Below are 15,729 nucleotides of genomic sequence, written 5' to 3'. Positions count from 1 at the left end.
CAATATGAAAATAAATAAAAAAGGAATTAACTTTCTTTTATTACTTTTTTTATTAGTGCCCTACTCTCAATATATTTATTCAAAAGATTCAATGTATTTAACCATGCAAGGTAGCATTATGGATACTGCGTGTGCTATTGATACAGGATCTTATGAGCAATCTATTGATATGGGTACTTTACCTATTTCATTATTACGAAATCAAGGCCAAGGACAGGAACAACCTTTTTTTATTACTTTAATTGGTTGCAAATTAACCTCTTATACCGGTGAACCTTGGAAAACATTTGAAATATCTTTTGATGGTTTAGCTAATGGAGATTGGTTCGCTACATCAGGAACAGCACGCGGTGTCGCACTTTCATTAGCCGATACAAATGGAATAGCTATTTTGCCAGGGAAAAAACTTGCCCAACAAAATATTCAAACTGGAAAACATATTTTAGGTTACCAGTTAAGGCTTGTTTCAGATAGAACACCATTGCGTGTAGGCAAATATCAAACATCAATTCGTTTCAAACTTGATTACTACTAATAATAATTAATTGCTTTTAGGGATGTTTTTTATGTCTTCGTTATCTATTTATACCCCGCAACTAAAATGGTTGAGTATTATCATTGGATTAACACTCAGCGGTATTTTACCTGCTGCCAGTGCGACTGATCATATTGAATTTAATACTGACGTTTTAGATTTAGAAGACAAAAATAACATTGACTTAAACCAGTTCTCTCGTGCTGGCTATGTTATGCCAGGTATCTATAACTTTACGCTCAAAGTTAATAGCGAACAAATATCTGAAATTAAGGTGCCTTATTACACCCCAAAAAATGATCCAGAAGGTAGCGAAGCTTGTTTGTCACCAGAACTGGTCAATAAACTTGGGCTAACTTCAGAGTCATTAAATAAACTAACATGGTGGCATGAAGGCCAGTGTCTTAATCAAGAAAGCTTACCCGGATTATTAATAAGAGGTGATTTAGCCACCTCGTCACTCTATATTAATATTCCTCAAGCTTATATGGAATATACATCACCCAATTGGGATCCACCCTCTCGTTGGGATAATGGTATTTCAGCATTGCTCATTGATTATAATATCAATGCCAATACCACTCATTCCTACAATGATGGACCCGATTCATCTTCATTAAATAGTAATGGGGTAGCCGGTATAAACTTAGGCGCTTGGCGGTTTAGAGCTGATTGGCAAAGCCATTATAGCCATACAACAGGCACCCAAGGTAGTAGTCAAACTGACTTCACTTGGAACCGTTTCTATGCCTATCGAGCCTTATCAACATTAAAGGCAAAATTAGTGCTGGGTGAGGATTATTTAACCTCAAATATTTTTGATGGGTTCCGCTTTATCGGTGCCAGTATTCAATCAGAATTGAGCATGATGCCGCCAAATTTACGAGGCTATGCTCCCGAAATTACAGGGATCGCAAAAACTAACGCTACCGTTATCGTGAAGCAACAAGGGCGTGTACTCTATGAGACGCAAGTTGCACCTGGTCCTTTTCGTATTCAAGATTTAAGTGATGCGATTACTGGAACTCTGGATGTTACTGTTAAAGAACAAGATGGCTCCGTCCAAGAATTTCAAGTTGATACAGCCAACTTACCTTATTTAACAAGGCCGGGACAGATTCAGTATAAATTTGCTTTAGGTCAACCAACAAATATAGACCGCCAGAGTGAAGGCGAGAATTTCATCGCTGGGGAATTTTCTTGGGGTGTTAACAACGGCTGGTCTTTAATTGGTGGCAGCTTAAATAGCCAAAACTATAATGCATTATCCATTGGGCTTGGTCGTGATTTACTCGCTTTTGGTGCAATTTCATTTGATGTCACACAATCTATTGCCCGTTTACCCGTCGAAAGTACGTTAAGTGGTGGCTCATATCGAATTAACTATTCTAAGCGATTTGAAGAATTCGATAGCCAAATACAATTTGCAGGTTATCGCTTTTCTGAACGAAATTATATGAGTATGAGTGACTTTCTTAACGCTAAAAAAACAGGTGAACGCTATTACGGTAGTAAAGAGCTCTATACCATCTCAATGAATAAGAATTTTCAAGATTTAGGACTATCACTATATTTAAATTATAACCATCAGACTTATTGGGATAGGCCAGATAATGACTACTACAGCTTAATGCTGTCGAAATATATGGATATTGGTTCAATAAAAAATGTGAGTGTTAGTTTATCGGCAAATCGTAATTTTTATAATGGCATTAAAGATGACAGCGCTTATGTGTCATTGTCTTTCCCATTAAGTAATGGTGCTAACGTTGGTTATTCAATGAATACAAATCGTTATGACACTGTAAATCGAGTTTCATATTATGACCGATTAGACGATAGAACAAACTATCAAATAAGTGCAGGCGCAAATCGTAAAGGTGGTTCAGCGAGCGCCTTTGTTTCTCATCAAGGGGATGTTGCACGTTGGTCAGCAAATGCAAGCCACACCAATAACCAATACAGTGCGTTTGGCTTATCCTCTTCCGGTGGTTTTACATTAACAACGGAAGGCGCAGCAGCTCACCGCGTAAGTAATTTAGGTGGTGCTCGTTTACTGCTTGATACAGATGGGGTTCCAAACATACCAATTAGAGGTGTTGGCTCTCCAGTAACATCGAATCGATTTGGGAAAGCAGTGATCTCGGATGTTAGTAGTTACTATCGCAGCAAAGCGCAAATAGATTTAAATAAATTACCGGATGATATTGATGCGCAACAATCAGTTGTTCAAGCAACATTAACCGAAGGTGCGGTTGGTTACCGTCCATTCTCGGTAATTTCAGGTCAAAAAGTAATGACCATAATAACGTTAAATGATGGTACTCACCCACCATTAGGTGCTCAGGTAACTAATCATAAAAAGCAAAATGTCGCAATTGTAGGAGATGCTGGTAACACTTATATCAGTGGTGTTCATCCTTCAGCAACCATGAATATAACGTGGGGGAAAAATATGTCGTGCGAAATCACTTTCCCTGCGGAATTAAACAATAGAGAAGTACTCGATAATTTATTGCTACCTTGTAGCCCGACAATTAACAATACGCAAAATGATGAGTGATTAATTCACTCGTCCTTTTAAACAAAAATCATTTTATTTAAATAAGTAAAGAGTAAAGGTAATAACCAAATGAAAATCAAACACACACTAATCAGTAGTCTTTTAGGATTACTGGGACTAATTCAAATAGCTGAGGCGGCTGTATCATTAGATAGAACAAGGATCATCTTTGATGGCGAAAATAAATCTATCTCTTTAAACATTACTAATAATAATAAGCAACTGCCTTATCTTGCACAAGGCTGGATTGAAAATGAAGAAAGTAAAAAAATAACATCACCACTGATTGTATTACCCCCTGTTCAACGATTAGAACCAGGAAAATCAAGCCAAATGAAAATAGAATCTCTACCGGCAATAAAAAACTTGCCACAAGATAGAGAATCTTTGTTTTACTTTAATATGCGAGAAATACCACCTAAAAGTGATAAACCAAATACATTACAAATCGCATTACAAACAAAAATAAAATTATTTTATCGCCCGGAAACTATTACACCACAAAAAAATAGTGCGCCATGGCAAGAAAAATTACAACTTGAGAAAAAGGGGGATACCATTTTTATTAAAAACCCAACCCCTTATTATGTGACTATTATTAATGCGGGTGCTAATGCAACTACTGATGCGAAAGCCTTTAACCCTATCATGATTGCACCATTTGGTGAGGAAAATATTGGCATGACAAATAGTCAATTAGGCAATACCCCCGTAATTACTTATATCAATGATTATGGTGGACGCCCACAATTAACCTTTAGCTGTCAAAATACAGTTTGCTCTGTTGCACAAGATTCATTAACAAAATAATAAGCCAATTTGAAGCTAAATGGAGACGCATTCATGACCTCAAGAGCACATCATCGACTTTATCAAGGATGTATAGCAAGCCTATTTTGCTTAGCGGCAGTATTACCTGCAATTGCAGATAATAACGACCATATATTTAGGCCCACAGATGGCTGGGAAGTTGATGGTCAACATGGCGTTATTCATGTTTCGGGGGCTTTAACTGAAAACCCTTGCCGATTAGCTATGGACTCCAGCAATCAATCTGTATCTCTTGGTAATATTTCTTTTGCAAATCTAAACCAGTCTACAGGCTGGGGGCGTCAAGTTCCATTTCAAATAGAATTGATCGACTGCTTAGAAGTTCATACTGAATTACAAAATCTCCAAACTGGTAACACTGTTTGGAGCACCACCCAACCTGCGGTAAAGGTGAGGTTTATAGCACCAACAGCGCCTCAATATACGGATATTGTTCGTGTTAATGGCGCACAAGGGTTAGGACTACAAGTGATGAATGTTGCAGGCAAAGCACTCCCTATTGGAAAAGATAGCAACCCCATGTTAATTGCTTCTGGGCAAAACCGTTTAACTTATTATGTCACTGCTGTCAGAACTTCTGGCCCACTAATTCCCGGCGCTTTCTCAGCATTAATTGCCTTTGAAATGCTGTATGACTAATACAGAAAGGTAAAAATTATGACAATTAAAATTAAAGAAAAAAAAATATTTCATCACCTTGCTAGGTGCATTTTATCAACTATTTTTTTATTCTACAGTGGTCTTGGTTTCGCTGAAGTCTTTAATCTTAGTATTAAAATTGATGTTATTCAAAAAAGCTGTGATGTTTATGGTGATTTAGGGCCTAACCTTCCTATTGAAATTAATTTTGATGAAATAAATCTCAATGGATTTACCAGTGAAAACTATGCTCGAAATATTAATTACAATTTAGATTGTGGTGATAAATCTTCAAGTAATCCGAGTTTAAAATTAATATTTGAAAGTAGTAGCTCAGATTTTGATACTACTTTAGTAGAGACATCAAACCCTAATTTAGGTTTAAAAATACTAGCGGATAATACATTGTTATCACCTAATCAGCCTCGTAACTTTATGTACTCTAAAAAGCCCTCACTCAGCGTACTTCCTGTATTAAATATAGGAAAAGAGATAGAACTAGGCCCATTTAGCTCAACGGGTATTCTTAAGGTTGAATATCAATAATATTTTTCAATATAAATATTACTGAGCGTATCCACCATATATAAATAAAAATATCTAATATCATTTTATATAAAAAATGAAATTCAGATATTCAATTGTTTTTGAGGTTTTTATGAAGATATTTTTCTGTTTTTTAAGCTCATTTTTTTTATTTTTTTCATTACCAGCAAACGCAGTACAATGGATATATGGCGATAGCGGTTATGGGGACTTTCCATTAGCAACTCAATTTAATCGAATATCTTGGAGTACCGTAGGTTCAATTTACCAAATAGGTGGTCTCTCTAGTGAAACTTATAGCACTTATAATGCAAATACTTATGGTTGTAGTGGGCCAAATAATTGGTGTTCCGTTGGCGTAAAATTTGCCCAAATTGGATTTTCTGGCGGAGTTATTCAATTTGACTCAAGTGGAACACTACCGATAGGAACTACCTCCGGTAATAAATGTTACATCACATCAGCAACAAGTATTGTAGGTACCTCTGGTGGTTTTGGTAGTGACATCCATCAATATAAAGAGTTTAGAAATACGAACTTTGCTATTAATGATACCGGTTGGATAGCCGTTGATGGTGCGTGCAGTAATTTGACACCTAGCTCACCTTCTATTTCTCAATTATCTATTATAGTGCCAGAAATATCGGGTTATATACCAATGCTTGTGAGTGGCGCAACTTTAGCACCGAGAGAATCATCGCTTATCTCGGGTAGAGATGTATCCGTTATACAACGTGGCTTTACATCTACAGCAAATATTAAGCCTATATCAAGAATTATCGCTTGTAGTGAACCTACATACTCAAAAACAACATGTAGTACTTCCCATTATGTTTTCTTTCCAAATTCAATCGGCCCCAATGTTCCTGATGTAAGTTGTGATGTGAGTGTCCCGAAAGAAATAACAATTAGTGATGTTTCTACTAATGACTTTATTGGAAAAAAAGGAAGTGACACTATTTATGCTCAATGTTCTTTACCTGCAACACTTTCGTTCCAGATGTCGAATAATGGAATAGTAAAAGTTGGGCCTTTTAATGTGACTACACTGATTGATAACAAATCATCACCAAAAATTACTATCCCAGAAAATGGAAAAAACATTAATATTAGTGCTGAAATAAAAGGAAATAACAAAACGGTTGAGGCTGGTAGCTATGAAGATACCGTTGTTATTGTTATGACTATTTCATAAAAATTCAGTATGAATAAACGAAATCAAGAATGTATTGAGAATAATGAAATCGCCATAAAAAACCCCATTTTGAGAAAAATGGGGAGCTACATTAGCAATATTTGTTGTTTACACAAGAACTCGGTTACAAACGAATTTATATAGGCTCCATGCTTTTCAATATGGAGCCTAATAATTAATGACGATTTCTCACTAATTGATAGCGACGGGTAAGATATTCAACAGGGGCGCTCCAAATATGCACAAGACGGCAGAATGGAAACACCAAAAATAGCGTCATGCCCAACACCAAATGCAATTTGAATACCAGTGCAACACCGTCAAGATAATGCGATGCACCCCATTGGAATGTCACGACAGATTGTGCCCATCCCACTAATTTCAACATTTCACTACCATCCATGTGCTGAGCAGAGAATGGAATAGTGAGTAACCCCAAACAGACCTGTACCACCAGCAAAGTTAAGATCATAATATCGCCGAATGATGATGTGGCTCTGATACGAGGGTTAGTTAGGCGGCGTTTAAGTAACATCGCACCACCAATCAATACCATCAGCCCACAAGCACCGCCGCCAATCATCGCCATTAATTGCTTAATATGCATTGGTAAAAAGGACTCATACATCCAGTGTGGTGTTAACATTCCCAAAAAATGCCCTACAAATACACCAATAATACCGATATGAAACAGGTTCGATGCTAAACGCATATTCTTTTTATCAAGCATTTGGCTTGAGCCAGCCCGCCAACTGTATTGGCCATAGTCATAACGCAACCAACTACCAACAATGAAAACGGTTCCTGCAATATAAGGGTAAATATCAAAGAAGAACTGGTTGATAAAATTCATTTTTGGACTCCCGAATGATAAACCGTATCAAGGTTCAAATATTGAGGAACAACCGCATTGGCAAAGCGTTGTTGATGAGCAGTTACTTCGCTGTCACAGGTTTTTTCATCCGCAAAAAACTTCACTTGCTCCTCTTCCCAAACCGCATCTAACGCCTGTGGAGTATCGTCCCGCGCTTCTGCGGCAACTTGCTCACTCAGGTGGTTGGTTTCAAGCGCACTATTTGAAATTTCCAGTAATAGCTCAAATAACACATCAAAGCGACTTTCACGCTGTATTAACCGCTCGCCAAGTAATGCCAAAATAGGCGCGATATCATTTAAACCTTCACGGCTTTGTTCCAGTGGAAGTGCCGTTAAATATTCTAAATAAATGGGTAAATGATCTGGCAATTCACGACAATCAATCTGCAATCCTTGTTGTTGATATTGCGCCATTAAGTCGACCATTGCCTGCCCTCTATCACGCGACTCACCATGGACATGTTCAAACAACAGTAATGATGTCGCTCGCCCCCTATCGAACAGTTCGCAGTACTGTGCTTGCATCTCTAGAAGGTCTTCATTTAAATACTCACGCACAAACATCATAAGCTGAACCGCGCTAGTCACGGGTAGCTCATCCGCTTGTTCTAAGGCAACAATCAGTTCATCACGATGTTGCCAAAGTGTCTCGGATGGATATTCAAGCAGGCGGGAAATCACTTTCAATGACATCATAATGTCTTCTCCTGTGATGTTTTTGGCGTCACATCGAGTGCATCAATACGACGGCTATTGAATAAATTCGCCTTTGTATCACTACCATGACAACCGTCACCAAAACTAAAACCACAGGCTTTCGCTTCAGGAAATGCCTCACGGGCTAATTCGCGGTGGCTAGATGGAATAACAAAGCGGTCTTCATAATTCGCGATTGCCAAGTAACGATACATTTCTTGCGCTTGCGCTTCCGTCAAACCAACTTGCTCTAATGCGCTGGTATCACACTGGTTTTCAACGGTTTCTGCGCGTTTATAATGGCGCATCGCTAACATTCGCTTTAATGCCAACAACACTGGCTCAACATCCCCTGCGGTCAATAAATTTGCGAGGTATTGCACCGGAATACGCAAGCTTTCAACATCCGGTAAAACCCCTTTATTGGCTAACATGCCTGAATCCGCAACCGACTGGATAGGTGACAGTGGCGGAACATACCAAACCATTGGCAAAGTGCGGTATTCAGGATGTAATGGCAGTGCTAGTTTCCACTCCATCGCCATTTTATAAACTGGTGATTTCTGCGCTGCATCAATCACGCTCAGTGGAATGCCTTGTTTTTGAGCTTCTTCGATAACCAGTGGATCATGTGGGTCAAGGAACACATCGAGCTGACTTTGGTATAGATCAGTTTCCTTTTCCACACTTGCCGCTGACTCAATTTTGTCTGCGTCATACAGCAGCACGCCGAGATAACGAATGCGTCCAACACAAGTTTCAGAACATACCGTTGGCATTCCTGACTCAATACGTGGATAACAGAAAATACATTTCTCTGATTTACCGCTTTTCCAGTTAAAATAGATTTTTTTATACGGACAACCGGTTAAGCACATGCGCCAGCCACGACATTTGTCTTGATCAATAAGCACAATACCGTCTTCAGAGCGTTTATATATCGCCCCACTTGGGCACGTTGCTACACAAGCTGGATTTAAACAGTGCTCACAAAGACGTGGCAAATACATCATGAATGTATTTTCAAATTGCCCGTACATCTCTTTTTGGATATTCGCAAAGTTAGTGTCCTGAGCACGTTTAACAAACTCGCCGCCCAAATCATCTTCCCAGTTTGGCCCCATGTTCACATTGGTCATGCGCTGACCTGTGATCAGTGAACGCGGACGAGCTGTAGGCACATGCTTGCCTTCTTTAGCATTTTTGAGATGACTGTAGTCATAATCAAAAGGCTCATAATAATCATCTAATGCAGGCACATCTGGGTTAGCAAAAATTTTCGATAACAGCCCCACTTTGTTACCCATACGTGGGACTAATTTACCTTTAATATTACGGATCCAGCCGCCTTTCCATTTTTCCTGATCTTCCCAATTATGGGGATACCCAATACCCGGTTTAGTTTCGACGTTATTAAACCATGCGTATTCAACCCCTTCGCGACTGGTCCACACGTTTTTACAGGTCACGGAGCAGGTATGGCAACCAATGCATTTATCAAGATTCAAGACCATGCCAACTTGAGAACGAATTTTCATTATGCTTTCTCCTTACCGCTCAGTGTTTGCTGATAGCCATCTTGTTCGCCATCGAGCCAATCCACCTGCTTCATTTTGCGAACCACCACAAATTCATCGCGATTCGATCCCACGGTACCGTAATAATTGAAGCTATAAGCCAAGTGCGCATAGCCGCCAATCATATGAGTTGGTTTAGGACACACTCGTGTAACCGAGTTATGGATCCCACCGCGCTGTAAGGTAATTTCAGAACCTGGCAAATTGATCAAACGTTCTTGTGCGTGATACATCATGATCATGCCATCAGGGATACGTTGGCTGACGATCGCTTTTGCCGTTAACGCACCGTTACTGTTAAAGGCTTCAATCCAATCGTTATCTTCAACGCCTAACTGACGCGCATCCTCTTCACTCAGCCATACCACTGGACCACCACGTCCAAGGGTTAACATCAATAAGTTATCGCTATACGTTGAGTGAATACCCCATTTCTGATGAGGCGTTAAAAAATTCAATGCTTTTTCAGGGAAACCATTTGGTTTTTTACCCATTAATGGCTGCGCCGCACGCGTATCAATCGGTGGGCGATAGACCACCAAACTTTCCCCAAAGGCTCTCATCCATTCATGATCTTGATATAACTGCTGACGACCACTCAATGTGCGCCATGGGATCATTTCATGCACGTTGGTATAACAGGCGTTATAAGAAACATGTTCATCTTCTAGACCTGACCATGTTGGGCTAGAGATAATTTTGCGCGGCTGCGCGACAATATCGCGGAAACGAATTTTTTCATCTTCTTTATTGCGCGCAAGATGGGTATGGTCACGTCCGGTTATTTTACTGAGCGCATCCCAAGCTTTAACTGCCACTTGCCCGTTAGTTTCGGGGGCTAAAGTCAAAATAACTTCTGCGGCATCAATCGCAGTTTCAATTTTTGGTCGGCCTTCATTCGCGCCGCTAGGTTGAGTTTTATTCAGTTTTTTCAGGAAGTCGATTTCATCCTGCGTATTCCAATTAATCCCTTTGCCACCATTTCCTAACTTGTCCATTAAAGGGCCAAGCGAGGTGAAACGTGCATAAGTGGCCGGATAATCACGTTCAACGGCAATAATATGCGGCGCTGTTTTTCCAGGGATCAATTCACACTGATCTTTTTTCCAATCACGTACATCAAAAGGTTGCGCCATTTCAGCCGCGCTATCGTGTTGAATCGGTAAAGTCACCACATCGGTTTCTTTCCCTAAATGGCCGACACTCACCTCAGAAAAGGCTTTCGCGATCCCTTTATAGATTTCCCAGTCACTTTTCGATTCCCAAGCAGGGTCAACAGCAGCAGATAACGGATGAATAAACGGATGCATATCCGAGGTATTCATATCATCTTTTTCATACCATGTTGCAGTTGGTAAAATGACATCAGAAAAAAGGCAAGTACTGGACATCCTAAAGTCTAATGTCACCACTAAATCCACTTTGCCTTCTGCTGCTTTATCTGCCCATTCAACCTCTTCCGGCTTCACGCCACCTTGTTTCCCAAGGTCAGAGCCTTGAATACCATGGTCAGTGCCTAGCATATATTTCAATAGATATTCATGCCCTTTCCCTGCGGAACCCAACAGATTAGAGCGCCAAATAAATAAGTTTCGTGGGAAATTTTGAGGGTTATCCGGCTGTTCTGCGGCAAAGCGGATATTGCCTTCTTTCAACTGCTTAACGGTATAGTCAACAGGCGACATCCCTTCACTTTCAGCCTGTTTTGCAATATTGAGTGGATTAACCCCCAATTGCGGTGCAGAAGGTAACCAACCCATGCGTTCGGCACGCACATTCATATCAACCAAACTACCCGTAAAGGCTTTTTTATCCGCTAACGGTGACAATAGCTCTTCCGTACTGACGGTTTCATAACGCCATTGACTTGAATGGTTATAGAAAAATGATGTGCTATTCATATGACGAGGTGGGCGCTGCCAATCAAGTGCAAAAGCCAGTGGTGACCATCCTGTTTGTGGACGCAGTTTTTCTTGTCCCACGTAATGCGACCAACCACCGCCACTTTGCCCAACGCAGCCACAGAAAACTAACATATTGATAATGGCGCGATAAGTCATATCCATGTGATACCAGTGATTAATACCGGCGCCCACGATCACCATCGAACGACCATGGGTTTTCTCGGCGGTATCTGCAAATTCACGAGCGATACGAATAATATTTTGGCGGCTCACTCCTGTGATTTTTTCAGCCCAAGCCGGCGAGTATGCTTTCATTTCGTCGTAATCAACGGCGCAGTTTTCATCACCAAAACCACGGTCAATACCATAGTTCGCCAACATCAAGTCATACACGCTAGTGATTAGTGACTCACTACCGTCAGCCAATTGAATACGTTTCACCGGCAATTTATGCAGTAAAATTTCGTTTAATTCTACATTTTGAAAATGCTCACTTTCCAAACCACCAAAATAAGGAAAACCGACGTCAACCAGTTCATCACGTGTCTGTGCAAGGCTTAATTGCATTTTGATTTCGTGAGCATCTTGTCCTGCTCGCGGTTCTAAATTCCACTTTTGGCTCGCATCCCAACGAAAGCCCATCGACCCTTGAGGGGCACATAAGCTGCCTGTTTCCTCATCAATAGCGACCGTTTTCCATTCAGCATTTTTTTCCTCGCCCAGCGAATCGATTAAATCTGCCGCACGTAGCATGCGCCCAGCGATATAAGTGCCATCCTCGCGTTTATCCAACATCACCAACATCGGCATATCGGTATAAGTACGCACATATTCGCGAAAATATTCTGCTTCACGTTTCACGTGGAACTCATTGAGGATCACGTGGCCCATTGCCATCGCCATCGCGCTGTCAGTCCCTTGTTTTGGGTTCAGCCAATGGTCGCAAAGTTTAGCAATTTCAGCATAATCAGGGGTAACAGCAACTGTTTTGGTGCCTTTATAGCGCACTTCGGTGAAGAAATGAGCATCAGGTGTACGAGTCTGCGGTACGTTAGAACCCCAAGCAATAATGTAAGATGAGTTATACCAATCGGCAGATTCAGGAACGTCTGTTTGCTCACCCCATGTCATCGGCGAAGCTGGCGGTAAATCACAATACCAATCATAAAAACTCAGGCACGCGCCACCAATTAATGATAAATAGCGGGCACCGGAAGCATAGGAAACCATCGACATCGCTGGGATAGGAGAGAAACCCACGATACGGTCAGGACCAAACTCTTTAATCGTAGCGACGTTGGCCGCCGCAATCAGTTCATTCACTTCTTGCCAACTTGAGCGCACAAAACCACCGCGACCACGGGCTTGTTTGTAGCTCTGCGCTTTTTGTGGATCGTTGATAATAGAAAGCCATGCTGCAACGGGATCGCCTTGCTCGGCTTTGGCTTCTCGCCACAGTTTTAATAAGCGTTTACGCATCATTGGGTATTTCACCCGATTCGCGCTGTATAAATACCATGAATAGCTCGCCCCACGAGGGCAACCTCTAGGTTCATGATCGGGCAAATCAGGGCGGGTACGAGGGTAATCAGTCTGCTGCGTTTCCCATGTCACCAAACCATTTTTGACATAAATTTTCCAACTACATGAACCCGTACAGTTCACACCATGGGTTGATCGCACAACTTTATCATGCTGCCAACGGCTACGATAACCATCTTCCCAATCACGATTTACATCGAGATCTTGGCCGTGACCGCCTGAAAATGTGTCACCAAGCTGTTTAAAATAACGAAATCTGTCTAGAAACTTACTCATTCGGATTGCCTCCAAAGAGACGGCGATTAACGCCGTACATTGCTTAAAATGGATCTTTATTGATTGTTATTATTTGTGTTTACGTCCGTACACCAGCCACGTGATAAACACACAAGAGATATAGAACACAAAGAAAACTTTCATCGCATCAGCAGGTGAGCCTGTCAGAGTTAACGAGGTACCAAATGCTTTAGGAATAAAAAAGCCACCAATTGCACCAATCGCGGAGATAAAACCTAATGCTGCGGCACTTTCGGTCACCGCTTCTTTTTGTGCTTCTTGCTCTGTAGCACCTTGAGACATCACTCTGTCGACTGTTAACTTACGAAAAACAACTGCGATCATCTGGAAAGTCGAGCCACTGCCTAGTCCTGCGGTTAAGAACAACACCATGAACACACCATAGAATGCGGCGAATGAACCGCCTTGCCCCTGCTCAGGTAAAGTAAAAAACAGCAACCCAGAGAAAATCGACATCACCACAAAATTTACTACCGTCACTTTGACGCCACCAAAACGGTCAGACAGCATGCCGCCAACAGGACGTGCAAGTGCGCCGAGGAATGGGCCAAAGAATGCGAATTTTAAAATAATGACATCGGGGAATTGTGTTTTGGATAACATCGCAAACCCCGCAGAGAAGCCGATAAAAGAGCCGAATGTGGCTAGATATAAAAAGCTCAATATCCATAAGTGACCACGTTTTAAGACAGGAAGTTGCGCTTTAAGAGAGGCTTTATTTGTGGCTAAGTCATTCATTCCAAACCAAGCCATCACGGTAAAAAACAGTAAAAATGGCACCCAGATCCAAGCCGCATTTTCTAGCCACAATACGGAACCATCAGGTTGAACCGTGCCAGTTCCGCCCATAAAGGTGAATACGCCAACACCAACAATAAAGGGAGCGACCAACTGCATCACACTAACGCCTAAATTACCTAGGCCACCATTTAAACCGAGTGCGCCACCTTGGCGTGCTTTAGGAAAGAAAAAGCTAATATTTGCCATGCTTGAAGCAAAATTTGCCCCGGCAAAACCGCACAAAAGAGAGATAATGACAAAAGTTTGATATGACGTAGTCGGATTTTGCACCGCATAACCCAACCAAATACAGGGGATCACTAAAAAAACGGTACTAATAGCTGTCCAACGACGGCCACCAAAGATAGGAATAACAAACGAATATGGCACACGTAATAACGCACCTGAAACAGAAGGAAGTGCCGTTAATAAAAATAACTGGTCAGTCGTAAAATTAAATCCAACTTTATTTAAATTTACCGCGACTGCACTAAATAACATCCATACACAGAAAGCTAATAATAAACTCGGAATTGAAATCCAAAGATTCCGACTCGCTATTTTCTGTCCTGTCTGTTGCCAAAACTGTGTATCTTCAGGACGCCAATCCTGAATAACAGTATTGGATTGCTTTGTTGATAAATTTAAATTATCTCTTTGAGACATAAACCACCCCAATAAATATCATTCTCTGGGGGCAGTTTGTGGCGAATTAGCGACCATGAAGCTGATCTAAATCAAGAGACTTTCAGTTGGAATTTTAGCTATAACACAGCTCACCCCATAGAGAGGTATTAGGAGTATATCGATTTAATTCATTGAATATTAAATCTAAATAACAATTCAAAATAAGAGTAACCGTTCTTGTTTTTTCATTATTTATTCACTCAGCTATTTAGGGGTAATACCGAAGTAGCATATTTAATTAGACCTAATCCATTAACAATATAGCCACAAGGATAAATAGAGTGAATGACAAAATTTATTTATCAAAAAATTAACTCGAGTTGTTAAAACAAATAATGCGCTGGAGTCATCATTAATGGAAAATATCAATATCCCCATCGGTCAATCGACTATTTTGCTCATTGACGATCATCCTATGCTCAGAAATGGTATCAAGCAGCTCATCAGCTTAGAACCTACTCTTAAAGTCATTGGTGAAGCCGAAGATGGCGTAATGGGGATTAAAATTGCAGAAGAACACGATCCTGATCTTATCCTACTTGACCTTAATATGCCGGGAATGAATGGTTTCGAAACATTGAGTAATCTAAGAAAACGCGAACTTTCTGGTCGTATTATTTTGTTTACTGTATCAAATTATCGTGATGATTTAGTCAACGCCTTAAAACAAGGCGCTGATGGCTATTTACTCAAAGATATGGAACCTGAAAAATTTCTTATGGCACTTAAAGAAGCCGCCAGTGGAAAGATGGTGATTAGCCCAACACTCGCTTCGGTACTTGCCGAATCTCTCAGAGAGAGCCGTAATCACCATGACAATCATCCTCCCGTATTAACGCCAAGAGAATCTGCAATTCTAGATTTAATCGCACAAGGATTAGCCAATAAGATGATTGCCAATAAATTACAAATAACAGAAAGCACCGTCAAAGTGCACGTAAAACACCTACTCAAAAAATTAAATTTAAAATCACGCGTTGAAGCCGCAATTTGGGTATTGCAGCAAAAATAGTATTTGAGTAACCCTCCCACCATATTATTTCATTCAGTAATGGTGGGTA

At 40.6% G+C, this 15,729-nt stretch carries 12 protein-coding genes; 7 read left to right on the top strand and 5 right to left on the bottom strand.

Annotated features, from left to right (window positions below; all coding sequences use genetic code 11):
• The first annotated feature begins 4 nt into the window (after positions 1–4).
• From AAZR93_RS10355 to AAZR93_RS10330, 6 genes are all read left to right on the top strand, one after another.
• Positions 5–535, top strand: coding sequence for a fimbrial protein (locus tag AAZR93_RS10355; RefSeq protein WP_336431533.1), 531 nt, complete (start codon positions 5–7; stop codon positions 533–535).
• A gap of 31 nt (positions 536–566) precedes the next feature.
• A complete protein-coding gene (locus AAZR93_RS10350) occupies positions 567–3,098 on the top strand; it encodes an outer membrane usher protein (RefSeq protein WP_434719773.1) in 2,532 nt (843 codons plus the stop codon).
• 69 nt (positions 3,099–3,167) lie between these two features.
• On the top strand, positions 3,168–3,908 hold the full coding sequence (locus tag AAZR93_RS10345; protein WP_294103994.1) for a fimbria/pilus periplasmic chaperone: 741 nt from the start codon (positions 3,168–3,170) through the stop codon (positions 3,906–3,908).
• Positions 3,909–3,941: 33 nt separating this feature from the next.
• Positions 3,942–4,568 carry a fimbrial protein gene (locus AAZR93_RS10340; RefSeq protein ID WP_434719772.1) on the top strand — a complete coding sequence of 209 codons (627 nt, stop codon included), beginning with the start codon at positions 3,942–3,944 and terminating at the stop codon, positions 4,566–4,568.
• An 18-nt stretch (positions 4,569–4,586) separates the two neighbouring features.
• Entirely contained in the window at positions 4,587–5,114 is a 528-nt protein-coding gene (locus AAZR93_RS10335) for a fimbrial protein (protein WP_434719771.1), read from the top strand.
• Positions 5,115–5,226: 112 nt separating this feature from the next.
• Positions 5,227–6,309 (top strand): hypothetical protein, encoded by a 1,083-nt coding sequence (locus tag AAZR93_RS10330; RefSeq protein WP_434719770.1) that lies wholly within the window; start codon positions 5,227–5,229, stop codon positions 6,307–6,309.
• Between the two features lie 175 nt (positions 6,310–6,484).
• On the opposite strand, the gene narI is transcribed toward AAZR93_RS10330, so the two are convergent.
• The 5 genes from narI to AAZR93_RS10305 form a co-directional block, all read right to left on the bottom strand.
• Positions 6,485–7,162, bottom strand: a complete 678-nt coding sequence (gene narI, locus AAZR93_RS10325; RefSeq protein ID WP_434719769.1) for a respiratory nitrate reductase subunit gamma — start codon at positions 7,160–7,162, stop codon at positions 6,485–6,487.
• Positions 7,159–7,881, bottom strand: a complete 723-nt coding sequence (gene narJ / locus AAZR93_RS10320; RefSeq protein ID WP_434719768.1) for a nitrate reductase molybdenum cofactor assembly chaperone — start codon at positions 7,879–7,881, stop codon at positions 7,159–7,161. Before narJ ends, narI begins: the two co-directional genes overlap by 4 nt.
• Positions 7,878–9,419: a nitrate reductase subunit beta gene (gene narH, locus AAZR93_RS10315; protein WP_336429244.1), complete on the bottom strand. Its 1,542-nt coding sequence runs from the start codon at positions 9,417–9,419 to the stop codon at positions 7,878–7,880. Before narH ends, narJ begins: the two co-directional genes overlap by 4 nt.
• Positions 9,419–13,180: a nitrate reductase subunit alpha gene (locus AAZR93_RS10310; protein ID WP_434719767.1), complete on the bottom strand. Its 3,762-nt coding sequence runs from the start codon at positions 13,178–13,180 to the stop codon at positions 9,419–9,421. Before AAZR93_RS10310 ends, narH begins: the two co-directional genes overlap by 1 nt.
• Positions 13,181–13,249: 69 nt before the next feature.
• Positions 13,250–14,647, bottom strand: a complete 1,398-nt coding sequence (locus AAZR93_RS10305) for a NarK family nitrate/nitrite MFS transporter (protein WP_294104005.1) — start codon at positions 14,645–14,647, stop codon at positions 13,250–13,252.
• A 376-nt stretch (positions 14,648–15,023) separates the two neighbouring features.
• On the opposite strand from AAZR93_RS10305, the gene narL reads away from it, so the two are divergent.
• Positions 15,024–15,680 (top strand): two-component system response regulator NarL, encoded by a 657-nt coding sequence (gene narL / locus AAZR93_RS10300; protein WP_294104007.1) that lies wholly within the window; start codon positions 15,024–15,026, stop codon positions 15,678–15,680.
• The last annotated feature ends 49 nt before the right edge of the window (positions 15,681–15,729 follow it).

Origin of the sequence: Providencia sp. Je.9.19, assembly GCF_051129765.1 — a bacterium.
In the GTDB taxonomy this organism is placed as follows: domain Bacteria; phylum Pseudomonadota; class Gammaproteobacteria; order Enterobacterales; family Enterobacteriaceae; genus Providencia.
Note: the sequence above shows the minus strand (reverse complement) of the source record. Positions and strands in the feature narration are given on the sequence as shown.